This window comes from Colwellia sp. M166, assembly GCF_024585285.1.
In the GTDB taxonomy this organism is placed as follows: Bacteria; Pseudomonadota; Gammaproteobacteria; order Enterobacterales; family Alteromonadaceae; genus Cognaticolwellia.
The window spans coordinates 4,487,134-4,513,544 of record NZ_CP040755.1; the positions used below are offsets into that span (position 1 = coordinate 4,487,134).

A 26,411-nucleotide genomic window follows, 5' to 3' on the forward strand; every position below is an offset into this window, starting at 1 on the left:
ACTACATTTAGTCACTACTCTTAGTCACTACATAAGTAATAAAGGATTGTATTATGCCGTCAGTTCCCGAAAAATTTACTGCTTTTCGTATTCATAAAAATGACAAAACAATTACCAGTGGCTTTGAGCAAATTAGCCTTGATGATTTGACCGCTGGCGAAGTCGTGATAAAAGTTGCTTATTCAGACATTAATTATAAAGATGCACTGGCAGCAACAGGTAAAGGACGCATTTTACGAACTTATCCCCTAGTGGGCGGTATTGATTTATCAGGTGTTGTGGTTAGCTCAGAAGATGCGCGCTTTAATACTGGTGATAAAGTCCTCGTTTGTGGTGCGCAACTCTCTGAGCTTTATGATGGTGGCTATAGTGAATACGCCCATGTCAAAGCTGATTCTGTGGTTAATTTACCTGACGGTATGAGTTTACGTGATGTGATGGCGTTAGGTACGGCGGGTTATACTGCCGCGCTAGCGATACAGCGTATGGAAGATAACGGCCAAATTCCTGAACGTGGTCCTATTGTTGTGACTGGTGCAACAGGCGGTGTTGGTAGCTTTGCTATCAATATGCTATCCAATATTGGTTATGAAGTGATTGCCTATACGGGGAAAACTGAACAAGAACCTTACTTAAAAGCGCTGGGCGCAAATAGGCTTATCAATCGCAATGATATTGAAATGGGCACTAAACCGCTAGAAAATGCACAATGGGGCGGGGCAGTTGATAACGTTGGTGGTGATACCTTAGCTTGGTTAACACGAACAACAAATGTGTGGGGCAATATTGCTTCGATTGGCCTTGCTGGCGGTTTCAAACTTGAATCGACAGTGATGCCATTCATTTTACGTGGTGTTAGCTTATTAGGAATTAACTCGGTTGAAATGCCATTGTCGGTTAGAACTCAAGGCTGGAAACGTTTAGCGAGTGATTTAAAACCTAGTCAGTTAGCGCTTATTGCACCAACGACAATCAAATTTTCTGATTTGCCGAATGCATTCGACGCCTATGTTAATGGCACAGTAACCGGCAGAACGGTTGTTGAAATTGACGCAAGCTTAGCTTAAAGCAATGTGATCAATCTGATGTTATAAAGATGGTCATAAAGATGGTCATAAAAGTTGTCATTAAAGTTACGATAAGAGCGGTTATAAAAACGAAAGCAAGTAATCATATAAACATTACCTAATAAGAGCGTGAACTATGTCTGTTGTATTATTTAAAGAGTTAATTACTAACAATGATAAAAAAATAGCGATAGCTGAATTAAATTCGCCAAAGTCTCTAAATGCATTAAGTTTAGAAATGATGACGTTATTAATCACGCAATTAACACTTTGGCAAGATGACGACGATGTCGTTATGGTGATATTGCAAGGCGCTGGTGATAAAGCATTTTGTGCTGGTGGCGATGTTGTCAGTTTATATCATGCGTTAACAGAGCAACGTAAAACGGTACAGCCAAATGAAGAATTTGTCGTACTAGATGAAACAACCGTCCGTGAGAGTTTAGCCTACGAATTTTTTACTAAAGAATATTATTTAGACCAATTTATTCATGAATACAGCAAACCCGTTATGGTCTGGGGTGATGGTTATGTTATTGGTGGAGGAATTGGCTTATTCTCTGGTGCCAGTCATCGAGTAGTCACTGAAAAAACCTTATTAGCTATGCCGGAAATTACCATTGGTTTATATCCAGATGTTGGTGCTAGTTGGTTTCTTAATAAAACGCCGTCTAATATTGGTTTATTTTTGGGGTTAACGGGGGCTATTTTTAATGCCGCTGATGCCCAATACATAGGTTTGGCTGACGTGATAGTGAACAGCGTTGACGAACAAGCCATCCTAGATCGTTTGATAACAGTGCCTTGGCAAAATAAAGCAGAGAATGCTGCTTTACTATCCGAAGTGTTAACTGAGTATTCTGCAAACTGTAAAACTGAAATTGTTTCAAACGTTAAAAACAACGAAGCGCTTATATCAGCATTATCCTCTTATGATAATTGTGCTGATATTCATCACGCTATAATCAATGAAGAATTTGATGATCAGTGGCTACAAAGTGCACAAAAGAAATTAAAAAATGGTAGTCCTTTATCTGCAGCACTGATTTATCAGCAATTAAAGTCGAGTAAAGATTTTACGCTAGCGGAATGTTTTGCCAGTGAATTGAACTTGAGCTTACGCTGTTGTCAATATCCTGAATTCTCAGAAGGTGTTCGTGCGTTACTGGTTGATAAAGATAAAACACCTAATTGGCGCTATGAAAATATAAACAGCGTTCCAGAAAATAGAGTGGATTGGTTCTTCACACCATTTACCTCATAATAGACACATAAGCGCAATTTCGGCTTAACTGAATTGCGCCATAAAAATTGAAAATTAAAGGAAAGAAAATGAATTTGAATGATAAAACGATTGTTGTTACTGGTGGTGGTCAAGGTTTAGGCCGCGCAATGGCATTAAACCTCGCAAAGTCAGGTGCTAAATTAGCCTTGATTGATGTCAATGAAGAACAGCTACAAGCAACGGTTGCTTTAATTGAAGCAGCAGGTTCGCAAGCAAAGTACTACTTAGCGAATGTAACCAATGAAAGTGAAGTAGAAGCAACGTTTACAAAAATTAATGACGATTTCTCAGGTATCGATGGCTTGATCAATAATGCCGGTATTTTGCGTGATGGTATGTTTGTTAAAGCAAAAGACGGTGTTGTCAGTAAAAAAATGTCATTGGATCAATTTCAGTCAGTCATTGATGTCAATTTAACCGGTGTATTTTTGTGTGGTCGAGAAGCTGCTGTGCACATGATTGAAGGCAAGCGTAAAGGCGTTATTATTAATATGTCATCAATTGCCCGTGGCGGTAATATGGGACAAACAAATTATGCTGCATCAAAAGCGGGTGTAGTTGCAATGACAGTAACATGGGCAAGAGAACTTGGTCGTCACGGTATTCGTGTAGGTGCTATAGCACCCGGTGTTATTCGCACGGCAATGACTGATGCCATGAAACCTGAAATGCGTCAACGTTTAGAAAGTATGAAGCCGGTTGGGCGTTTAGGTGAAGCGGATGAAATAGCTCATACCGTTAACTATATTTTTGAAAATGAATTTTTCACTGGCCGAGTAGTAGAAATTGATGGTGGTCTTTGTATGTAAGTTTGAGCATGCTTATAGTAAATGCATCAAAAGGCGAGATTATCTCGTCTTTTGTTTATATATAAATACCTAGATACGAGAACTAAGAAGAGTTAAATGAATAAAGCACTATTTTTAGATAGAGATGGCATTATTAATGTTGACCATGGCTACGTTCACAGAATTGAAGATTTCGAATTTGTTACCGGTATTTTTGATTTATGTCGATTAGCCGCATCTAAAGGTTATCAAATTTTTGTCATCACTAACCAAGCGGGTATTGCTAGGGGCTATTACGACAAAGCAACCTTCGAGGCATTATCGACCTGGATGGCTAATGTATTTGCTGAGCAGGGAATAACTATCGCTAAAGTGTATTATTGTCCTCACCATCCTTCGAAAGGAATAAATGAATTTGTTATGCCGTGCAATTGTCGAAAGCCTGAGCCAGGTATGATCATGCAAGCGCAACAAGAGTTTTCTATTAACCTCGCTGAAAGTATTTTTATTGGTGATAAGCCATCAGATATGCAAGCGGCAAGTAATGCTGGCATTAAAACTAGAATATTAGTTGATAGCCGCTATACTAATGAGCCACATGAAGTGAAACTTTCAGAGATTATTAAGCTTGATGCGTTAAATCAAGCGAGTAAGTACATAGAATAAGTTTGATTTATCAGCGCATTGTTCAATTTTAAAGCGAACAGTCATGTTTCTGCCATTTAATTTCATTTAGCTGTTGACGTGAAGCGAGAAATCTCTAGAATGCGCTCCACTTCTTCGGGACAAGTCGAAGAGGCGGTTTTAATAAGTTATCTAACGCAGTTTAGGCTGATTTGGTTAACTTAACGTTTTAAAGATTAGTTTTGAAAGGTTTAAAAACTTTTAAAATAAATTCAAATAAAACGTTGACATTAAAACTGAGTTGCGTAGAATGCGCATCTCGCTTCAGGCAAGGCTACTGGCCGGCTTCAAGCAACAAGCGGTCTAACAACGAATGAGATTGTTGGCTCGTACCGAACAAAACGTTCATCCATGAACGGTTCGGCATAGGTACTTCGTGTACCCATCTTTAACAATTAGTTATCATGCAATTTGTGTGGACACTCACATTAACGTTGATTTTACATAGTTATCTATTTCTTCGGAAAGAACATAACAAAAAAAACAGCTTAATATGATGTCACACAAAAATAAGTATCATTTAGGTCTTCGGATTTAAATAATACGTTTTATGTAGTTACTTTCTTCTTTAGTCGGATAGAAAGTAACACGACAGAATTCATTGAGCAGATGTCTTTTCTTGGTTAACTTCGGTTAGTTAAGATGAGCATCACAAACGATTTTTAATTGAAGAGTTTGATCATGGCTCAGATTGAACGCTGGCGGCAGGCTTAACACATGCAAGTCGAGCGGTAACAGAGATAGCTTGCTATCTGCTGACGAGCGGCGGACGGGTGAGTAATGCTTGGGAATATGCCTTTGAGTGGGGGACAACAGTTGGAAACGACTGCTAATACCGCATAACGTCTACGGACCAAAGGGGGGGACGCTTCGGCACCTCTCGCTCATTGATTAGCCCAAGTGAGATTAGCTAGTTGGTAAGGTAATGGCTTACCAAGGCGACGATCTCTAGCTGGTTTGAGAGGATGATCAGCCACACTGGGACTGAGACACGGCCCAGACTCCTACGGGAGGCAGCAGTGGGGAATATTGCACAATGGGCGAAAGCCTGATGCAGCCATGCCGCGTGTGTGAAGAAGGCCTTCGGGTTGTAAAGCACTTTCAGCGAGGAGGAAAGGTTAGTAGTTAATAACTGCTAGCTGTGACGTTACTCGCAGAAGAAGCACCGGCTAACTTCGTGCCAGCAGCCGCGGTAATACGAGGGGTGCAAGCGTTAATCGGAATTACTGGGCGTAAAGCGTGCGTAGGTGGTTTGTTAAGCAAGATGTGAAAGCCCTGGGCTCAACCTGGGAACTGCATTTTGAACTGGCAAGCTAGAGTTTTGTAGAGGGTAGTGGAATTTCCAGTGTAGCGGTGAAATGCGTAGAGATTGGAAGGAACATCAGTGGCGAAGGCGGCTACCTGGACAAAGACTGACACTGAGGCACGAAAGCGTGGGGGAGCAAACAGGATTAGATACCCTGGTAGTCCACGCCGTAAACGATGTCAACTAGCCGTCTGTGGTCTTGAACCGTGGGTGGCGTAGCTAACGCGCTAAGTTGACCGCCTGGGGAGTACGGCCGCAAGGTTAAAACTCAAATGAATTGACGGGGGCCCGCACAAGCGGTGGAGCATGTGGTTTAATTCGATGCAACGCGAAGAACCTTACCATCCCTTGACATCCAGAGAAGAGACTAGAGATAGACTTGTGCCTTCGGGAACTCTGTGACAGGTGCTGCATGGCTGTCGTCAGCTCGTGTTGTGAAATGTTGGGTTAAGTCCCGCAACGAGCGCAACCCCTATCCTTATTTGCCAGCGCGTAGTGGCGGGAACTCTAAGGAGACTGCCGGTGATAAACCGGAGGAAGGTGGGGACGACGTCAAGTCATCATGGCCCTTACGGGATGGGCTACACACGTGCTACAATGGCAAGTACAGAGGGCAGCAATACCGCGAGGTGGAGCGAATCCCACAAAGCTTGTCGTAGTCCGGATTGGAGTCTGCAACTCGACTCCATGAAGTCGGAATCGCTAGTAATCGTAGATCAGAATGCTACGGTGAATACGTTCCCGGGCCTTGTACACACCGCCCGTCACACCATGGGAGTGGGTTGCAAAAGAAGTGGCTAGTTTAACCCTTCGGGGAGGACGGTCACCACTTTGTGATTCATGACTGGGGTGAAGTCGTAACAAGGTAACCCTAGGGGAACCTGGGGTTGGATCACCTCCTTATCTTGAAGTAAAACAGCTTAATGAGAACCTCGGTTCTGCGAGTGTTCACACAAATTACATGATAACAAATTAGAAGAAGTCCAAACATCTAAGCTTCGGACATAATTCTTGAAAAAGAAATAGGTCTGTAGCTCAGCTGGTTAGAGCGCACCCCTGATAAGGGTGAGGTCGGCAGTTCAAGTCTGCCCAGACCTACCAATTTACGCTTTTTACGGCGTTGGTTCATCACTCGTGTAGAAAACCTACACTTCGCGATAAACCGCCTTGTAAAAAACGTAAATCTGAGTTTTGTTCTAGCTTAAAGATGTTTCCCATTTGGGGCTATAGCTCAGCTGGGAGAGCGCCTGCCTTGCACGCAGGAGGTCAGCAGTTCGATCCTGCTTAGCTCCACCACTTCTTCACAAAGAATTGAATGACCAAACTTAAGTTATGCTTTTTTTAAGCTCTTTTAAGTTTGGTTTTTTAAACCAAGATTTATACCGAATGCGTGTATGAATTTAGTTCTTTAACAATCTGGAAAGCTGATATAAATACCGGTATTTATATGATGAACACGGTGTCGCGCTGTTGTTTGTAACATTATAAATACCAAGCTGTAAATCTTCTTTTATCGGGAAGGTTTATGGTGATTAAGCATTCTCCTCGAGTGTTTAATCAACCCGGTAGTAAGTTTACTTTTACGAGTTAAATTTATTACCACTCTTATTCAAGACACACTTTGTGTGCGTGAAAATGTCAGACTTTACAATTGAGCAGGTTTTGTCACCTGCTTGTACCAAATAGGAAACTACTTGGGGTTGTATGGTTAAGTGACTAAGCGTATGTGGTGGATGCCTTGGCAGTTAGAGGCGATGAAGGACGTGTTAATCTGCGAAAAGCTTTGGTGAGGTGATAAAAACCGTTATAGCCAAAGATATCCGAATGGGGAAACCCACCCGTCGTAAGGCGGGTATCATTAAGTGAATACATAGCTTAATGAGGCGAACCGGGAGAACTGAAACATCTAAGTACCCCGAGGAAAAGAAATCAACCGAGATTTCCTTAGTAGCGGCGAGCGAACGGGAATTAGCCCTTAAGTGGTTTGTAAGTTAGTGGAATCTACTGGAAAGTAGAACGATACAGGGTGATAGTCCCGTACACGAAAATAAACTTATCATGAAATCGAGTAGGTCGGCACACGTGAAACGTTGACTGAACATGGGGGGACCATCCTCCAAGGCTAAATACTCCTAACTGACCGATAGTGAACCAGTACCGTGAGGGAAAGGCGAAAAGAACCCCCTGTGAGGGGAGTGAAATAGAACCTGAAACCGCATACGTACAAGCAGTGAGAGCCGGATTTAGTCCGGTGATTGCGTACCTTTTGTATAATGGGTCAGCGACTTATATTCTGTAGCAAGGTTAACCGAATAGGGGAGCCGTAGCGAAAGCGAGTGTTAACTGCGCGTTTAGTTGCAGGGTATAGACCCGAAACCCGGCGATCTACCCATGGGCAGGTTGAAGGTTGAGTAACATCAACTGGAGGACCGAACACACGTATGTTGAAAAATGCGGTGATGACTTGTGGGTCGGAGTGAAAGGCTAATCAAGCCGGGAGATAGCTGGTTCTCCCCGAAATCTATTTAGGTAGAGCCTCGCACGAACACCATTGGGGGTAGAGCACTGTTAAGGCTAGGGGGTCATCCCGACTTACCAACCCTTTGCAAACTCCGAATACCAATGAGTGATATGCGGGAGACACACTACGGGTGCTAACGTCCGTTGTGAAGAGGGAAACAACCCAGACCGCCAGCTAAGGTCCCAAAGTACTAGTTAAGTGGGAAACGATGTGGAAAGGCATAGACAGCTAGGAGGTTGGCTTAGAAGCAGCCATCCTTTAAAGAAAGCGTAATAGCTCACTAGTCGAGTCGGTCTGCGCGGAAGATGTAACGGGGCTAAACTAGTCACCGAAGCTGCGGATTTGTTCTTAGGAACAAGTGGTAGGGGAGCGTTCTGTAAGCCGTTGAAGGTGAGTTGTAAAGCTTGCTGGAGGTATCAGAAGTGCGAATGCTGACATGAGTAACGATAAGGGGAGTGAAAAACTCCCCCGCCGAAAGACCAAGGTTTCCTGTCCCATGTTAATCAGGGCAGGGTAAGTCGGCCCCTAAGGCGAGGCGGAAACGCGTAGTCGATGGGAAACAGATTAATATTTCTGTACTTCTATATATTGCGAAGGAGGGACGGAGTAGGCTAGGTGAGCACGGCGTTGGTAGTCCGTGTGAAAGTATGTAGGCGGTTATCTTAGGTAAATCCGGGATTTCATTTAAACGCTGAGATACGAGACGAGACTCTACGGAGTTGAAGTCATTGATGCCATGCTTCCAGGAAAAGCTTCTAAGCTTCAGATATATAGGAACCGTACCCCAAACCGACACAGGTGGTTAGGTAGAGAATACTAAGGCGCTTGAGAGAACTCGGGTGAAGGAACTAGGCAAAATAGTACCGTAACTTCGGGAGAAGGTACGCTCTCTAATGTGAAGCCCTTGCGGCGTAAGCATCGGAGAGTCGAAGTAACCAGGTGGCTGGAACTGTTTATTAAAAACACAGCACTGTGCAAAATCGAAAGATGACGTATACGGTGTGACGCCTGCCCGGTGCCGGAAGGTTAATTGATTGGGTTAGCTCTGCGAAGCTCATGATCGAAGCCCCGGTAAACGGCGGCCGTAACTATAACGGTCCTAAGGTAGCGAAATTCCTTGTCGGGTAAGTTCCGACCTGCACGAATGGCGTAATCATGGCCACACTGTCTCCACCCGAGACTCAGTGAAATTGAAATTGCGGTTAAGATGCCGTATACCCGCGGCTAGACGGAAAGACCCCGTGAACCTTTACTATAGCTTGACAGTGAACATTGCTCCTACATGTGTAGGATAGGTGGGAGGCTTTGAAACCGCGTCGCTAGATGCGGTGGAGCCAACCTTGAAATACCACCCTTGTATGCGTGATGTTCTAACCTAGGGCCCTTATCGGGCTTGGGGACACTGTCTGGTGGGTAGTTTGACTGGGGCGGTCTCCTCCCAAAGAGTAACGGAGGAGCACGAAGGTTGGCTAAGTACGGTCGGACATCGTACGGTTAGTGCAATGGCATAAGCCAGCTTAACTGCGAGACAGACACGTCGAGCAGGTACGAAAGTAGGTCATAGTGATCCGGTGGTTCTGTATGGAAGGGCCATCGCTCAACGGATAAAAGGTACTCCGGGGATAACAGGCTGATACCGCCCAAGAGTTCATATCGACGGCGGTGTTTGGCACCTCGATGTCGGCTCATCACATCCTGGGGCTGAAGTCGGTCCCAAGGGTATGGCTGTTCGCCATTTAAAGTGGTACGCGAGCTGGGTTTAGAACGTCGTGAGACAGTTCGGTCCCTATCTGCCGTGGGCGTTTGAGAATTGAAGAGGGCTGCTCCTAGTACGAGAGGACCGGAGTGGACGAACCGCTGGTGTTCGGGTTGTTATGCCAATAGCATTGCCCGGTAGCTACGTTCGGAACTGATAACCGCTGAAAGCATCTAAGCGGGAAGCAGGCTTTGAGATGAGTTCTCACTGGAGCTTTAAGCTCCCTAAAGGGTCGTTGGAGACTACAACGTTGATAGGTTGGGTGTGGAAGTGCTGCGAGGCATTGAGCTAACCAATACTAATTACCCGTGAGGCTTAACCATACAACACCCAAGTAGTTTTGCTGAGAAGTGAACTATGAAGTGAATTGTAGGTGAGTTTGACATAAGTGTAGGAATACACACATCACGCATAACAATTGTGTGAATAAGAGAAAGAAACGTATTTATATAAAGTAGAGCCTAGGTTTTACTGTAGCATCGATAAAAACGTTCATCCATGAACATTATCGATGTTAGTGCATCCATGCACGTCAGCTTTCAAGATTGTACCCTTTTTGTCTAGCGACAATAGCGACATGGCCCCACCTGATCCCATTCCGAACTCAGAAGTGAAACGTGTTAGCGCCGATGGTAGTGTGGGAGTTCCCATGTGAGAGTAGGACATTGCTAGGCTTCTATTAAGAAGAGCCCGTTACGAAAGTAACGGGCTTTTTGCTGTCTGAAATCCACTAAAGATAGCTATCAGTAATAAGCTTTCAGCTTTCAGTTTAAGACATAATCCACTGACACCTGATAGCTTCGATCTGGCATTCTTTACTAGCAGTTATTTCGTTTATGCAAATGAACATTTTACATTTATTAAAGAAAGGCTATTTTGAGCCGCCTTTCTTATTTTGTATTGCTTTAAGGTGATGTACTAAATTTTACTTACCAATTGATATTGTTAGCTGCTGAAATGGTTTAATTCGGTCAATTACATTTACCACCATTTCATGGCTTGCTTCTGGATCAGCAATGACCACTGCACTGTTGGTTTGGTTTTCCGATAAAAAGCTCTCTATACGCGCTGATAGCCTCTCGATATCAACTAATTTACCATTAAACTTTAATTGACCTGTCTCAGCTATTTGCACAACTACAGTTGGGCTATTTACCTGTGAAGGATTGTTTTTCGCTTTTGGTCTATTAATTAATAGCCCTTCTTCTTTGATGAAGGATGTTGTTACGATGAAAAATATTAATAAGATGAAAACGATATCTAACATTGGCGTCATATCTACATCAGCTTCTTGTTCTTCATGCATATGCTTTTTTCGGCTCATTCGATTCCCTTAGTGTGACAAGTAACTTTTGTTTGATATTTAATATGTACGAGGGCCTACGTAGTTGCAAGTTTTAATTACGATTTTATTCGTACTTCTGCTGGGTTAACTACCCAAACTTTATATTTTGTTGCTTTAAATCAGCCGCTTAAGCTTTTGTGACTATATGAGGTGAGGAGTGTTATTGAGCAAAACAGTGTCGATTGTATTAATTTTTAATCAAGTATATTGTTGGTTTTTGTAGCAGTTGGCTTATTTAGTCTAAAAATAATTTATCCTATACATGATATAAAACAACTAAAAGCGTATTTGATTTAGCGGTATTTTTATAACGTGTAATACTCTTTTAATGAATTATTTTTATTAAATTGGATACTCAATGAAAACAATGACGATAAAAAATAGAATTTTATTGCTTAGCATTTTGCCGTTAGTTTTTGCTATCTCAACAATCATGTTTTTAGTTCATTTCGAGCTTAGCGCCCTTGGTGATGAGCAAGTAAAAGATATTCGAAGCTCTATGATGAACGAAAAACGCGTCATCCTTAAAAACTATGTAGATATTGCACTTACTTCAATTAAAAGCGTCGTTGCTAGTGGCTCTTATGATGATGCTGTAATCAAAAAACAAGTGGCAGATCAATTGAGAGATATTCTTTTTGGCGAGTCCAAAGACGGTTATATGTTTGTTTACGACTATGGCGGTATTAATATCGTCATGGGGCCAAAGCCAGAGCTAGAAGGTAAAAACTTGTATGGGTTACAAGATGCGAATGGTGTAAATGTCATTAAAGATCTTATCGACAGCGCTAAAAGCGGCGGCGGATTTCTTGAATATAGCTGGAATAAACCCTCAAAGAATGCCGAAGCACCTAAACTTGGATATGCTCAAGCTATTGAACAATATAACTGGATGGTTGGCACTGGTTTTTATATCGATGATATTGATGATGCGGTTATGGCTGCACATATGGAGATTGACAAAAGAATCAATAGAGCAATGATGTTGATAGCTATTGTAGGATTAGTGTTAATTATTTTAGTTGCCTTTATTAGCCTATTTGTTACTGGGCGTATAACGAAACCAATACAAGATACAGTCTCTGCGCTTAACAATATTAGCCATGGAGAGGGAGATTTGACCCGACGATTAAAGGTATATGCAGATGATGAAGTGGGCCAAGTATCCATTAGTTTTAACCACTTTGTAGAAAAAATTCATCAACTAGTATTAGAGATAAAAGACAGTGTAGGAGATTTAAGTGAATCTACTCGTCAAATGAATATTGTTGTTACTCGCACCAATGAAAACGTCGCTAAACAAAAAGATGAAACTATGCATGCGGCAACTGCTGTGCATGAAATGGCCGACGGCTGAAGATGTTGCAGGAAATGCTTCAAGGGCCGCTGAGGCAGCACAACAAGCTGATAGTGAAACCGCTTCAGGGCAAATTATTGTTGAAGATACGATAGTATCGATATCTCATTTATCTGAGGATGTTAACCGTGCAACAGATGTGATCAATCAGTTAAGTGATGATGCTGAACAAATTGGTGATGTGATTAATGTTATTAAAGGCATTGCTGATCAAACTAACTTATTAGCTTTAAACGCTGCCATCGAAGCTGCGCGCGCAGGCGAGCTAGGTAGAGGGTTTTCGGTTGTTGCAGATGAAGTAAGAACACTTGCAAATCGAACACAACAGAGTACGGAAGAAATTAACCACATGATCGAATTATTATTGGGTCGTGTAAAAGAAGCCGTAGGTGTCATGAATAATAGTCGCTCACAAGGTGAAAATACTGTAATGCAAGCTCAGAAAGCTAGTGTTTCGTTAAAAACAATAATGGCTGCAGTGAGCACCATTACTAATATGAATACTCAAATTGCAACAGCTGCTGAAGAGCAAACTGTCGTGACTGATGAGATAAGTAGAAATGTTCAACAAGTTGCTGATATTGCCGAAGACTCTTCAGTGAAGGCTTTAGAGTTAGAGAGCACTTCTGCCGAATTAATATCCTTAGAAAATCGCTTAGCTGCAGTGGTAAACCAATTTAAAGTTTAAACTATAATAAATAAAGGCGTTTTTTGTTAATTAAAATAAGTAGAGCGTTTGCTATTAAATAATAAAAAATCCAGCAGTAGCTGGATTTTTTTACGTCATATTATTTGCTGCCACTGTGTGTGATTGAATATTTCATTTTTACTAAATTTCAATTAAATACAATGGATTACTATCGTTACAAGGAACTCGGCATTCGGTTGTTAATAGTGTTTCTGCTGTTTTGACATTTTTTAGAAAACTAAATTGACTACTTTTGATATTCTTGCTTCAAGATAATAATTTGGTAACTGTAAATATTTTTTATCACTAACCTACTACATTTCCACTAGCCCTGTGGATAATAGAAGGGTAGTGCTCATCTGTAGTAAATGTGAAACGTATGTAGTACAGTTCTGTTGTTTTGGTCTATTCGTTATATTTTTTCAGTGTAGCTGTAGGCTTTGTTTATAAAATTTTCCGTTTTTTTATGGTACTCATCACTCTTCTCACTGAGTTGGCGACTTCTTGATAGTTCACTTTCAAACTGATCACTAAGTTCGATAAATTTTTCTAATTCGTCATCAATACTTATCCTCAACTTTGAGGATAGTTCAAGAGACTCGACAAGTTGAAATAGTTGGCGGGCAATGTTGTTTGTCACATTATTGTATTGATTAGATTCTATAAAAAACTGACTAAATAATTCAAGCAGAGGTGATATTTGTCTTTGTTCAATACGTTCAGCAGCATGGTCTTTCCACTTGCTTTTGAATAACTCCCACCATTCAATGTATTGTAGGTGAGAATACTGCACACTATGATGCTCATCACCTAATTTATTTTGTTGATTTGCGTAAAGGCTTGGATCAAATAAGGACATAAAATTAGCTCTCATTAAACTGGCAGTTCAAACATTACTAGCAATTCAGATTTTTGCTGTAACACAGACTTTAATGCATAGCTGTCACGGTCTAGCTCACTTGCAAGATCCCCTACTTGTTTCATATAGCTTTCCGCCTCAAGCTTGAAGTCTTTCAACTGGCTTTTTGTCGTTAATTGTTGATCTGCCTGTACATCAAGCAGTGCAATTTTTTCGTTAATGTCAAACATGCTCTGTTTTAGATCTTCATGCAGTTTTCCTGAAACTTGGGCAACATTATAAGCCGACACTGCTAATTCGTAGCAATATTGCGCCTCGTCTATAGCTTTTCTGGCATCAGATAATGCTAATATTGTATTTCCAAGCTGATTGTTAGCTATGCTTTTATTAGACCTGGCATGTGTAACATGATTTTTAGCTTCGTAATAATTGTTTTTAGCCACAGCTAATTCTCGCTTTGCTGAAACTACTCTCAGTTCAACTGCTGATGTATCTCGAAGATATGGGTATTCCTTGTTGCGCTGTTCATTATTGTGGGCATGCAACGTGGCAAGCGTATCTTGTAAAGAACTTAACTCCCGCTGCCAGTGTTGTTCATTTGATTGAGCCGTTATCAATTTGTCCTTTGCGACTTTTAATTCACTGATTGCGTTCTCGTGCCAATTGGTCGCTCGTTCATACTGAATTTTCCAATCATCTTCAACTTGTGAAGCCTTATTGACAAGGTTGTTCGCTTGACTGCGCTTATTATCGGTATGCGCACAATGCTGCTCAATTTGTTGACTCATTTGTTTTAACTGCCAAAGGCAATTTTGCTGTTTGACTTTAAGTTTGTTTAAAGCCTCACTGCTAACTCGAAAAGCTATTGCCTCTTGTTCAAATACATGGCCCTGCTGAACATTAAGACGAACTATTTCGTCGTATTGTTCATTGATACCATTAAGTTGATAATTGGTTTCATATTCTAGCTCTTCTAATTGAGAAATTAGCCACTTGGGATACACTGATTATTGCTCCATTTTCTTCAACGCTAAATCTTGGATGCGTTGCTCAGATATACGCCTGAGGCCAATTAGTTGTTCCAAATAATGCTCGTATTTAGCACGAATGAGTTCAATTTCATGTTCCATATTTTGAGCACCTTCTCCTTTGTACACATCACGCAACATACCCCATCGCTTTAAAAGTTGTTCCAGTTCCTCTGAAACGATGGTGTGACAACGTTTTAGTTCTTCCACTAATTCAGACACTGATTCGCTTGCAAGATCACTCGTCATATAAATAACTCCGTAATATTTTCAATCGTTGTTCCAACGTAGTGACCACATTAGGGAGCAATTCCTGGTTTAACATCCTTGTTGTAGCATCAATTTCATTTACAATGATCTGCATACGCACTTTCTCATCGTCAGTTTCGTACAATGAATCAAAGCTTAAAGTGATTTTTTCTGTTAAATGTTTTTGCTGCCGCCATGTAGTTTCCTGTAATTCTTCTAGTGCGGAAATAAATACATGCATTTGCGTTTCTACATCGTTTAAAGACATGCTAGCTATGATCCCATTTTGACGTCATTTCAACTATTTGATCAATTGTCGCACTCACGCTATTTACTTCGTCATCTTCCCTATTTGAGGCAATACAATAAGGCTTAAAGAGTACATCTTTCGCTAAATGGCGATAAATGGCATAAACAGGTGCATTGCCTTTTTCTTGTAGTTTTGATGCATTCTTATCACCAAGTAAATCAAATGATGATCTTTGATCCATTTGCAATGCTATTTTATGTTTAAATTCCCTCTCTATTTCTTTACGTGACATCACTTTACTCACGGCATACATATCATCAAAACTCATGATCAAATGGATGCCCAAACGAGCACCATTTTTCAATATATTATTCACTAGACTGTAGGCTACATTATCGTTTCCTTGATTATGATCAGGTGCTGCTATCTCTCGCAAGCGCTGCGCGTCATTTATTACAATGTAAATGTTAGGTTGCTGTTGTAACGATTCATTGCTCATACTTTTACGATCTTCCATATCGCTGGCAACGCCTTTTAAATGATCAATGTACTGCGCAGAATCATCTGTATATACCTTCTTGTCACCAGACATGCGATCTATCACGTTTTTAATCGCCGAATCATCAGGAGAGTCTTTAATACTAGAGTCAATCACCAGCATTTGGTATTGCTCATGACTATGCATTATCATTAACTGTAACAACGAAAACGCTAGCATACCTAATCTGGCTGCTCTATTTTCACCCACTAAAAGCATATGCTGACAATCGTCACGTTTCAATACAATATGTGCCTGCCCATGAATGTTATTTTCTTTACCCAGCCACAGCGCAACCGGTTTTTCAACTGAAAGCCATTGAGATTCACCTAGCCCCCCACTATAAACAGGAAGTTCCGCAAACTCACGCCATTGTTTGGCATCCGGCCGTATGCTATATAAATTGAACAGCGTCTTGAGCTGGGTATTATCTAGCAGTGATGGTTGCTCTATACCGTCTAGTACTATCTGGCCTAGCAAGGGTTTTTCTACAGGAGAGGTACGCCATTTATCCTGCAAATCATTAACCATCTCTTCTCTTGCCGTTTTATCAAGTAATGCAACTCGTCCTGCAACATTCGCACCGTCACTCCCTCCTTGGTCATTGATCACAACCTGGCCTGAAAGTGTGCATGCCGAGATCATTTTTTTACCTTCAGGACCAAATTTTTGGGAGGCTTTTACATTTTCGGCCTTCATACTCATGGCAATATGCATTTGCATGTTTGCCGTAATGGCGTCTTCATTTTGCGGTATATTGTTCTCTATACGTTGCGAGCCAAGCAGCATATGGATGCCGACACTTCGACCCTGCTCAGCCAGTTTTTTCAATAACACTGACCCTCGCATGTCTTGATCATCCTCAAAAAGAATTTGAAATTCATCTACAATTAGCATCAATCGGGGGAGTTTTTGTCTTGTATTACTTTCTTGCAGTTGACGGTATTGAAATAGATTCTCGACCTTCTTAGATTTAAATAATTGATTGCGTCGTTCCATTTCGTCAACCAATTCTTCTAACACACTGCGGGCCAATTCAGGGGAAGTATGCAATGAGACAATTTTCGCATGAGGTAACTGGCTAAAACATTCAAACCCTACCCCAAATTTACCGTCCACAAGGTAAAATTGCAGCTCTTCGGGCGAATATTTACACGCAAGGTTTACAATAAGCACCTGATAGAGGCTGGTTTTACCCATACCTGTTTGTGCACCTACAATACCATGGGAGCTACTGCGACCATCCTGACTTTCACCAAACCATATCTTCAGGCCATCTTTGTTAGCACCCGCACCACCGATTGAAGCGCTGATCTCTCTTGATGAATCGCCTGCCCACCAAGCGTCAGTATTATCGGTATCAAATAAGTGTTCAAAACTAAGGCTGGTAGCTTTGGGCTTTCGGGTTTTAATATTTTCAAGAACTTTATTGATAGTTCCTTTTAAATCTTCTCTTTGCTTATAAACAGAAGTTGTTAAATATTGAGAAGTAAATAACCCACGATCTCCCAACCCGTTTTGTAATTTTTTAAACAACTCGAGTGATACACCGCTAGGAAATTCAGCATTTGGGTTGTATACCAAAATCACGTATTTGCCGGCATTTCCGCCGCTATTGGCTATTTTGGCAAGTAGTTCTATTGAACGCCGGTCATAACCTTCCGGAAAATTGGCCGCCACAATAAATTCAAATTTTTCACCACTGCGCATTTCCGGCGCTACATCTGCAAGACGCGGAGTATTTAAATTCAATACCTTAGTATTGATTCGGACGATGTCTGTAACTATATCTTCCAAAACTCTGCTGGTACCAAGGGTTAAGTCTCTGGTTGCAGGTAAAGAAGATTGGTAAGGAAATGCTTCGCCCAAACCAGAAGGATCTAATAAACAAAATTGAGAAGAGTAAGGTAACATGGTGCATAAGCGCAGTATTAACATATCAGTTACCAATGGAGATATAGTTCCCCAGGAAATAAACTTACTTACATTAGAATCAATTATTAGCGTTGAATTATTGCGCATAAAAGGGATAACTAAAGGGACAATTGTCTGGTCTTTATTGTTTTTTAACTGGTAAAAAAATATATATTCAGGCAAAAACTCTTGTGAAAAATCATATTGGTCCCAGTCTACCTCCTGTAAATTCGGCCAGTAACAATAGGGAACATCTCGCCATAATGCCTTTTTTTCAGCTGAAACATTTTCAGAAAATGACTTGGTCTCTTCTTGCTTTTCGATTATGCGTTGTTCGAAATGAGTTATATATTGTGCAAGTAGCTCTTTTTTCTTATTAAGATAAGGTTTAACTTCAGCGACACCTTTTTTATATATATCAACGAGAGCATGCTGCTTTAACAATAATAGTTCGACTGTTGAGTCAATATTTGCATCGGCACTTTTTGGGGGAAGCGGTGGGTTACCATTTTCTTTGATAATCTTCTCAGCTGATTCAAGTGCTTCCTGAATCCTTTTTTCAATTCCCTGATGTTTTCTTTCGTTAAGTCTTTCATCTAGCTGTGTCATTTAATTGGTTCCGTTTATGCCATTCATCAAAATGAATAACAACTACATAATATATAATTTGCGCCATAGTAATCGTAGTCTATTCGAATAACTTAATAACGCCAAAGGTAGAAGCCTAATAGTCCCAGCACGACACCAACAACCCTTAAAACGATATCACTTCTGCGCTTTGTAATGAGTTGCTCATTCTTCTCACGGACTTCTTTTTCTTGAGCTATTTTTTGTTTTACTATTAATGCTCTTTCAATCTCTACCTCCGGTAAGGCTCTTTTTTTCTCTTCTTTGACAATTGCTCTTTTAATCTCTAGCTCCTCTAAGGCTCTATTTTCCTCTTCTTTGAGAATTGCTCTTTTATAATCTACAATTACTTCCTCAATAATATGGTGTACGTGTCTAGGTGCACTTACAGATAAACAAATAAATTCGTGTAAAGCTTTGTTTAATTTTAAATCGGATGCCGTTAAAGATTGCACTTCATCGATGTCGAAATCACTCGGTATAGACCGATAAAGTTTTTGGAAATTAATCATGTCACCAACACACTTGGAAGAGGACTCCAAACTTTCCCAGTCAACAACTTTCTCCCAATCATATTTAGTTGAGGATTTCATTTTAAGTAATTGTTTTTCTAACTTATGTATTTCTTCATCCGCTAACTTATCAAATGCAACTTTCTTTTTATCGAGCTTTTTATCTAGCCGTAATAATCCTTCCGCCAAAGCATTTAGGTCTGTACTTTTGCTTGTATTACTACGTTTCATTTATTTGCCCTTTAATTTGTTTTATGTGCATTACGATGCAATTGATACCCTGTCATTTCACTTCCGAAAAATCTAAATCTGATATCCTTAAAACGTGGTTAATCATTCCCACTATTTCTGCCCTTGATTTTTCAATCGCGAGTCATTGGTTAATTGCAAGTATTGAATGTTGTCTATCGGTAATAGCTATAGCTACAGACAAGTGTAAACCAATTGTTGTTTTGTTTTTAGTTGGTACTTTTTAATTGATTTAGCGTAATTTTATTTGGATTCACACGAAATCCTATTCTTATCATCATCTTTTTGTTAGTGATTTTACATTGATAAAGGCAAGGACGTTATTGACTCGGTAGCCCCCGCTAACTTAGGTTGAAACTCTTAGTTCGGAGGTTTTGCGTGAATGTTCTTCGAACACCTTGCCTTTATCTGTTGGCAACTATGTTGGAGTTGCATCGAGATATAATTTACTTTAATTAGTCATTGAGAACAATGAATTAATTCAACGATATTCACCTCTTATTATTACAAATATTTTACCTTTTAAGCATATGCTGTTCGAAAAATACTTATAAAATATAGGCTGATTAATGTATCGGTTGTGAAAGCCTATCCCATCGTATACAAATTAACTATGCCGCTACAATGCGAATTATGGAGTAAAGTAGATCACTTTTAAATGCAATTTAACATCTATATCGCTAGTTGTTCGGTATAAAAACTCGTGAAATGGTTTATTTTCTACAGCTATAATTTTCATTATTATTACACTTAAATCAGTCTCACTAAAAATATATGGATAGTTGTTGCGCTGTAAGTTATTTATTGTATTTATAATGCCATTGCATTTTTATAAAAAACAACATTATTAATCAGGATTATTTTCTTTGTAATTAAGGTGTATAGCCAAATTACTTAATGTAAATTGGCTATTGTGATAGATAGTGATTCTATTTAATAAGCACTCATTAAAGCATGGTACTCATCTCTATATTGCTGAACGGTCAGCGTTGAAGCATTGGTTTGTTTCATCAGCTTATCAAACGATTCAACATACCCATGAAATTCTTTCAAGGTCGAATTTTTTTGCTGAGAATAGTTATATGTAATTCTTTTCATATCTTTCATCATATTTACTATTGATGGTTGACCGTTTGCATCTTTCAAATATTGATAAGCTAACCCATAGTGGCTATAAGCGATTGCTTGATCGCCAGTTTCATCGTAATAGCTCACCACTAATGTGGGATCATATTCGTTATGATCTGACTTTTTAGCGACTTCCATTCCTGAAAGTAAAACTGCTTGTCCTTCTGAGTACCAACGTGGTAACCCTAATCCTTCAAAATTAGCTGAAAGCGCATGCTGAATCGTATGGATAAGTTCATGAGTTACTATTTTTTCAACCTCATGAGGAATAGCTAAAGAGGGTGCACCGATTGTGATACCTGACAAGCTACCTTCACCCCAACCGTTGGTAGTATTTTTTTCATGTAAACAAACATAGATCTTATCTTCTAAAACCGTTTGAGTTTCAGTTTGAAAAGGAGAGTAAGGATCATTTACAAGTAATTCGACAGCTTCATTTTTCGTTAATGATTTTGCAGTTTTAGTTGCCCAATCTACTTGTTGATCGTAAGTTAACGCATCAAAGTTATTAGGATAATCAATCGTGTCGTAGTATCTAGAACTCAACTGATTTCTAATATGCTTTAAGCCCACTAACCTTACACTGTAACGGTTACTAAAGTATTCAGCTTTTGATATAGCCATGGTGGTTAATGCTGTATTAAAATTATTCTCTACCCATTGCGCCGCTTGTTTAAAGTCAGTATCGGGTAAATCTGGGTTACCGAACACCATGGTATTTTCTGTTTCAAAGTAGTAGTCGTTATAACTTTGATAGCAGTGACTAGCATTTTTTCCGTACTGTTGATAACTAGGCATTTGCTCTGTTGAATAGAATTTCCCTGTATCATTAGAGCTTAAAAACTGCCCTGTAATAGTAGTGTTATTACTTATGCCTGGATTACTCGTGTTTGAGTTGTTAGTTTGAGTTGTACTTTCATCACTTCCACCGCCGCAAGCTGATAGTGTAATGATTGTGACTAGGCTAAGTATTAAATTTTTATTGATTAGTTTCATATACGCCTTCCTTTAATTGTAAAAAAATTATGTGATGTACAGTGTAGGGAGGACTATATGTGCAAAAAGTATAATTGGGATTATCAGTAGTTTATTTTTCAAAAGTCGGTATGTGTGCATTTTTCTATATTATTAATAATGTTGACTTTATCTTGTATTTTTAGTAGTTTTTTAGCATGCGATTAATTAACACTTTAGCTTCTTTACTCCTTCAATTTAACAGTTCAAACTTGATCTTACTTTCTAATATGGGTTGTAAGTTATGATCATCTCACTGAATAAAACTTTTCTTGCTAATACGCATGGGCGTGACTTTATTGTTGGCGATATCCATGGTCAATTAGATGATTTATTACACCAATTAGAAGAAGAATCCTTTGACTTTACCAAAGATAGACTTTTTGCTCTTGGCGATTTGATTGATAGAGGTGAACAATCAAAAGAGTGCTTAGAGCTTTTGCATAAACCATGGTTTTTCTCTGTTATTGGCAATCATGAATATATTTTCTTAGAACAATTCTCTAACCAAAAGTTTGATACCTCAAATCTAAAAGTGGGTAATCAGTGGTTAGAAACATGGATTCATGATGCAGAACAATTACAGAAATGGGCTGAACTCATAAAGTCTAATATGTCGGTAACAATCACGTTAAAGTTCTCCAATTTTAACATTGGCCTAGTACATGCGAAACCATTTATTTCATGGCCAGTTACAACAGATGAACTCGTGCATTTAGAAAGTTTTTTTGATGAGGTTTGGAACAGAGAAGAGTTCTATAAGCGTAACTCTGTTGGTTCGTTTGAAGATCTTAGCTTAGTGATAATGGGGCATAATCCCGTGGCTAAACCAACATTAAAGGGTAATCGATTATGGGTAGATACAAAGAATAGTTCAGGTGCTTTTTCAATTTTGGAATGCGAGAAACTAAAAGATATATTTAAGGGAGCTTTGATTGAACGATTTATATAGCCAGTTAGAGAATGATAAAAATAATGAAGAATTGATTCAGGAATTTGTCGATATCTCAAAGCTTTATTCTAATAAGGGGGCTGACAAAAATGAACAAGATAAACTGTTTCTCGATTGTTATGTTCAATGGTTGAATTTAAAGCTTTTCAAAACAGAATTTTGTGAAAAGTTATTAGAGTTAATTAATGATTGTTTTTCAGATGATGCACAAGAAAGCTCAAAACTTCCAGCTCAAGAAAGGCGTTTTTTTGCAAAGAAAAAAGAATTAAAAGAAATATTTGAGTATGTTAAAAACAGTGAAGATCAAAAAGCTAGTTTATTGAAGTTCTTTTATCAGAAAAATGCAGGTATTAATGTTTCTGATAAATTAATTGCTCAAATATTATCAAAAAAAACTGATGGTAATATCCAATCACTCGCAAAGTTTAAGTTGCGAATATGTGATTTATATTCAGGTACATTTGATAAAAAAACTAGGGAATCTTTTTGGACTACGTATAAGCGGTTATCAGATAGAGTCACTAAATTAGAGCAGTATAAATTCACTCCAGATGCCTTCATAGAAAATCCTAAATATGCTTACCCACGTCTTTATTTATTGTCTTCCGTTTTTAGACTTTGGTACTGCAAAAAATTTGATAAGCAAAAAGTAGACAAATCAGATAAAGAAATTTACGACATCTTCTCGGAACAAGCCCTTGAGTATTTTAGTGACTCCCCTAAAAATAAAGCGGTAAGTTTATCTTTAGACTCCGTAATTTCTTTAATTAAAACAGGAGTTAAAACACCATTTCAGTTAACTACACTGAACAAAAGGGTCTATGATCGTCAGAACTTAGAGTCAGGATATTTATCGAGTTATTTAAAGTACTTATTACAATTATGGTCTGAGGGTCATAGTCGCGAGGCGGGGTTTGCTTTACCAAGGTTAAATCATACTTATTACCCTAATAAAGAAAGACAACTTGCGTTAGATATATGTTTACAAAGTAGGGAAGGTAGCCCTTTACTTGCTGTTCTTCTTGAAGGTAGACTTTCCGATTGCGTTGTAAGGATATCTAACGGGTTCTTTTATAATAGTAGTTATGACCAATTACTGGACTCTATTATTGAATGGAGTTGTACCGAATTAGGTATATCAGTAGCTAAATATAAAAGTGAGCTTGAAAAAGCTATTGATGAGTTTATTTTAAACTACGAGAAAAAAAATTCATTAACAATTAAAGAGCTTATAACTTTAACAAGTAGCGACTTACCTTTAGAGAATGATGATTACTTTAAAAGTAACTGTTTAATCCACCTGCTGATTACTCAATCCATTTCAAAGTCAATAAATTTTAACGAGTTGATTCAACAATCATGTGAGCAAGAGATTACCTGTTTAAATCGCTCCGTCTTTTTGGACTACTGCCTTCCTGAAGTATTTGGGGGGAATTTCGAAGATGCGATAACTGTTAAATATAAAAAATTCAAGCAAGATGTTTTTGTTATGGCAAAAGCATGGTTACTTTTGTTAAATACCTCAACAGAGTTTAATGGGACAGTAGATAGCTTTGTTCATGAAAATGCAGGTAATTTCTTTAGCAGTAAATTACCAATATCGAAGGATTCTTTTGGGAATGAAAAACTAAACAGTGAGATTAGCTCGTTATGTAAAGTGTTTAATATTGATACTAAAGAACTAAAGGTTTTTCCATTTGAGGATGTGTTTTTTTATAGTGAAAGTGAGTTAGTCGAACTCCCGTATTTTAAAGATAAAAAGAAACACAACTTTAGTGTGAAAGTGATACTAGATTTACTTTCAGGCAATTATTTACAGACGTTATGGGAAAAAATTATTGGTAAATATGATGAAAGCATAGTTTATCATGTACTTATGTCGAAATTCATTGATTCTAAAAGTAAAAAAACTACTGCTTTGGTATTGAATGGAAATAGGAACAAGTTAGTAGATAGGGTTTATGGGAATTATTTTGAAGAGTTTGTTAAAAGTATTAGTAGTAAATCATTTAACCAAGTGTTTTTAGAGTTTGATGACACTTTTAATGATGATTTGACACTTAAGTTAGAGGCTGTAAGCAACCTTTCATTTTTAGGAGATGCTCGTTTTCAACTCATAACAGATAGGAATAATATACCGGTTAAATTAGGAGAGGGAGGCTTTGGCTGCGTTTATAAGGCTAAAGATCTACTCTTTGATTCAATAGTGGCGATAAAGCTAATTCCTCGCTGGCATGATTCGGCTGAGTTAGAAAAGCAAATGTTAAGGGAAGCTTCTATTATGAGGCAGTGCCAACATAAAAATGTTGTGACTGTTTATGATGTTTCTTCTTTTAATTCAAAACTATTTGTTTTTAGTAACCAAGTTACTCCTAAGTCAGTAGCTCTCCTTCAAGAAGATCATTATATCCACGGTATTATTATGGAGTATATACCTCATTCACAGACGCTTGATGCTCTCATTCAAGGTGAGGGAATGCCTTACAAGTCAATATATAACGTGTTAATTCAAGTTTCTGAGGGGCTACAAAACATTCATTCTTTAGGTATCGTGCATGGTGATATCAAGCCTCAAAATATTCTTATTGATAATGATTTTAATGTGAAGTTATTAGATTTTGGTGTATCAACAAAATCAAATAATCATGCTTTGGGTTCTTCGAATAGTATATTTATATCTGAAAAGGCTAGAGTGGGTGATAAATTAGAGAAAAAAGATGATTTATACAGCCTTGCTATCGTTACAATATATTTATTAAGCTCTGAATTATTATCTTATATATCAAAATCTGATGATGAAATTAAACATAAATTATTTTGTGCACTATATGTGATTGCAAAAGGTATGTTGTCAAATGATAAAAGCATCGATGCTTATAATAAGTCTCTTGAGAGAGTTGAAGATAGATCTACATATAATTTCCTTTCTGGTTTGAAACAGTTTTCTGAGCTTCGTAATGATGAAAATGAAAGGCTCATCATTGCTATTCTTCAGGTTATAGCACCTGTTTGGGATGAACAAAAACAACTGTTAGATAGTCTGTTTTTCGAGTTTTCATTTACTAAACGTGCTAGTCCCACAACAATAATTACGAACACAAATGACTATTTAATTGAAACACCTATAGAGCGCCTATCAGTTTTCAAAAATGTCATTAAGTCTCAATTGGTAGGCAGTCAGTCTAAGATTTTTAATAAATTAAAACTTTATGGAGAGGAAATAAACACTTTAAATTTGAATAAAGTTCTTAAAGTCGATTTTTTTGAATTTGTAAGTGATGAATTCAATCCAAGGAAGAATTTATTGTTTTCGTCAGATGAATATCCAGAAGATAAAAAAGATAACCAGTGGAGGCTATATCCTAAAAAGTCAGAAACCATTTGGCTAATCGATCAAGTAGATAAATATATTTTTTCTGTCATTACTGATGATGTGTTTTGCGAAAATTACCGGAGAAATAACAAAAATTATTCAAGTTTTTCTTCGGGGCAAACATTATCAGAGTATTTTAGGGTTGAAATGGACTTTAATTTTATTTCAGATGAAATAAAGCTATTTGAAATATTTTACCCAATTAATCGCAAGCTATGTAGTTTATTATATGAATTTAATCATGATGTTGATGGGGAAAATGTAATTATAGGTGATGGATTATCTACGATAAAAGATATGATTAAATCAATTTGTGTACCAAACGAAGAGAATGGTTTTTTGTTGGAAAAACGCCCATCTATATTCACAACATCATTAAAGTTATTAAATAATGGTACATATAGTCCTCTTTCTTGCTTGTTTGATAAGCTAAAAAATAAACTTGATGATGTTATGGAGTCCTTTCAAAAATCTTTACCACAGAGTACTTTGATTATTGCTAGTTTGGGCATGGGAAGTTATCAGTTTTTAAAGTGGAAGAAAATTTTAAATAGCAACAGCAACCAAGATGATTTTTGTGCGTATTTAGGGGATGAGTATAATTTAGCGGGTAAAAAAGCCATTTGGGAGTTAATAAATATAAAGCTCTCTAATTTGGAAAATAGAATTCTTTCAGGGTTTAAAGTTCTAAATGTCATTGATCTATTTTTGCTCGAATCAGAATTGAATCCTCAAAATTTATATTTAGAAGAATTAAAGCTTATTTTGAATTCCTTTTCTAAATTGCCTGAGTTTAAAATACTCAGTGAAGAATTAAGCATATTGTCGGATTGTGAAAGAAGTAATTACTATTATAAAATGTATAGGAACTGTATTGAAGCCGAAAAAATATCATTAGAATAGTTACTGATAAGGACAACG

The 26,411-nt window shown here is 38.4% G+C and carries 16 protein-coding genes, 2 tRNA genes, 3 rRNA genes and 1 riboswitch; of the genes, 13 read left to right on the forward strand and 8 right to left on the reverse strand.

From position 1 onward, the window contains the following. The first annotated feature begins 53 nt into the window (after window positions 1-53). The 9 genes from FGD67_RS20235 to rrf all read left to right on the forward strand — a co-directional run bounded on the left by FGD67_RS20235 (window position 54) and on the right by rrf (window position 10,081). The gene (locus FGD67_RS20235; RefSeq protein WP_257172824.1) at window positions 54-1,067 is read left to right on the forward strand and encodes an oxidoreductase; all 1,014 of its coding nucleotides are present in this window, start codon (window positions 54-56) and stop codon (window positions 1,065-1,067) included. 136 nt (window positions 1,068-1,203) lie between these two features. After that, window positions 1,204-2,331 (forward strand): enoyl-CoA hydratase/isomerase family protein, encoded by a 1,128-nt coding sequence (locus tag FGD67_RS20240; protein ID WP_257172825.1) that lies wholly within the window; start codon window positions 1,204-1,206, stop codon window positions 2,329-2,331. 68 nt (window positions 2,332-2,399) lie between these two features. Then, entirely contained in the window at window positions 2,400-3,161 is a 762-nt protein-coding gene (locus tag FGD67_RS20245) for an SDR family oxidoreductase (RefSeq protein ID WP_257172826.1), read from the forward strand. A gap of 96 nt (window positions 3,162-3,257) precedes the next feature. Then, the gene (gene gmhB, locus FGD67_RS20250; RefSeq protein ID WP_257172827.1) at window positions 3,258-3,806 is read left to right on the forward strand and encodes a D-glycero-beta-D-manno-heptose 1,7-bisphosphate 7-phosphatase; all 549 of its coding nucleotides are present in this window, start codon (window positions 3,258-3,260) and stop codon (window positions 3,804-3,806) included. A gap of 681 nt (window positions 3,807-4,487) precedes the next feature. Continuing rightward, window positions 4,488-6,033 (forward strand): 16S ribosomal RNA (locus FGD67_RS20255). 121 nt (window positions 6,034-6,154) lie between these two features. Beyond that, window positions 6,155-6,231 (forward strand) — tRNA-Ile (locus tag FGD67_RS20260). Window positions 6,232-6,350: 119 nt separating this feature from the next. After that, window positions 6,351-6,426 (forward strand) — tRNA-Ala (locus FGD67_RS20265). A 410-nt stretch (window positions 6,427-6,836) separates the two neighbouring features. Further along, window positions 6,837-9,730, forward strand: a 23S ribosomal RNA gene (locus tag FGD67_RS20270). Window positions 9,731-9,966: 236 nt separating this feature from the next. Beyond that, window positions 9,967-10,081 (forward strand): 5S ribosomal RNA (gene rrf / locus FGD67_RS20275). Together the 16S, 23S and 5S rRNA genes with 2 tRNA genes alongside form the textbook arrangement of a ribosomal RNA operon. A gap of 251 nt (window positions 10,082-10,332) precedes the next feature. Here rrf and FGD67_RS20280 read toward each other — a convergent pair. Then, window positions 10,333-10,731 (reverse strand): biopolymer transporter ExbD, encoded by a 399-nt coding sequence (locus tag FGD67_RS20280; protein WP_257172828.1) that lies wholly within the window; start codon window positions 10,729-10,731, stop codon window positions 10,333-10,335. Window positions 10,732-11,110: 379 nt separating this feature from the next. On the opposite strand from FGD67_RS20280, the gene FGD67_RS20285 reads away from it, so the two are divergent. Further along, a complete protein-coding gene (locus tag FGD67_RS20285; RefSeq protein ID WP_257172829.1) occupies window positions 11,111-12,109 on the forward strand; it encodes a cache domain-containing protein in 999 nt (332 codons plus the stop codon). Beyond that, window positions 12,090-12,797, forward strand: coding sequence for a methyl-accepting chemotaxis protein (locus tag FGD67_RS20290; protein WP_257172830.1), 708 nt, complete (start codon window positions 12,090-12,092; stop codon window positions 12,795-12,797). The genes FGD67_RS20285 and FGD67_RS20290 overlap by 20 nt, the downstream gene beginning before the upstream one ends. A gap of 412 nt (window positions 12,798-13,209) precedes the next feature. Here the strand turns inward: FGD67_RS20290 and FGD67_RS20295 are convergent, their stop codons facing one another. The 7 genes from FGD67_RS20295 to FGD67_RS20325 all read right to left on the reverse strand — a co-directional run bounded on the left by FGD67_RS20295 (window position 13,210) and on the right by FGD67_RS20325 (window position 21,147). Continuing rightward, window positions 13,210-13,656: a hypothetical protein gene (locus FGD67_RS20295; protein ID WP_257172831.1), complete on the reverse strand. Its 447-nt coding sequence runs from the start codon at window positions 13,654-13,656 to the stop codon at window positions 13,210-13,212. Between the two features lie 14 nt (window positions 13,657-13,670). Beyond that, the gene (locus tag FGD67_RS20300) at window positions 13,671-14,660 is read right to left on the reverse strand and encodes a hypothetical protein (protein ID WP_257172832.1); all 990 of its coding nucleotides are present in this window, start codon (window positions 14,658-14,660) and stop codon (window positions 13,671-13,673) included. 3 nt (window positions 14,661-14,663) lie between these two features. Next, entirely contained in the window at window positions 14,664-14,933 is a 270-nt protein-coding gene (locus tag FGD67_RS20305) for a hypothetical protein (protein WP_257172833.1), read from the reverse strand. Beyond that, window positions 14,923-15,201 (reverse strand): hypothetical protein, encoded by a 279-nt coding sequence (locus FGD67_RS20310; protein WP_257172834.1) that lies wholly within the window; start codon window positions 15,199-15,201, stop codon window positions 14,923-14,925. Before FGD67_RS20310 ends, FGD67_RS20305 begins: the two co-directional genes overlap by 11 nt. A 1-nt stretch (window position 15,202) precedes the next feature. After that, on the reverse strand, window positions 15,203-18,244 hold the full coding sequence (locus FGD67_RS20315) for an FtsK/SpoIIIE domain-containing protein (RefSeq protein WP_257172835.1): 3,042 nt from the start codon (window positions 18,242-18,244) through the stop codon (window positions 15,203-15,205). 92 nt (window positions 18,245-18,336) lie between these two features. Next, on the reverse strand, window positions 18,337-19,005 hold the full coding sequence (locus FGD67_RS20320) for a hypothetical protein (protein ID WP_257172836.1): 669 nt from the start codon (window positions 19,003-19,005) through the stop codon (window positions 18,337-18,339). 345 nt (window positions 19,006-19,350) lie between these two features. Then, window positions 19,351-19,436, reverse strand: a riboswitch (cyclic di-GMP riboswitch). Between the two features lie 520 nt (window positions 19,437-19,956). Beyond that, complete coding sequence (locus FGD67_RS20325; protein WP_257172837.1) at window positions 19,957-21,147, reverse strand: hypothetical protein; 1,191 nt, start codon at window positions 21,145-21,147, stop codon at window positions 19,957-19,959. Between the two features lie 262 nt (window positions 21,148-21,409). On the opposite strand from FGD67_RS20325, the gene FGD67_RS20330 reads away from it, so the two are divergent. Further along, window positions 21,410-22,117 (forward strand): metallophosphoesterase, encoded by a 708-nt coding sequence (locus FGD67_RS20330; protein ID WP_257172838.1) that lies wholly within the window; start codon window positions 21,410-21,412, stop codon window positions 22,115-22,117. Continuing rightward, window positions 22,101-26,393, forward strand: a complete 4,293-nt coding sequence (locus FGD67_RS20335; RefSeq protein WP_257172839.1) for a serine/threonine-protein kinase — start codon at window positions 22,101-22,103, stop codon at window positions 26,391-26,393. The genes FGD67_RS20330 and FGD67_RS20335 overlap by 17 nt, the downstream gene beginning before the upstream one ends. Window positions 26,394-26,411: the final 18 nt, after the last annotated feature.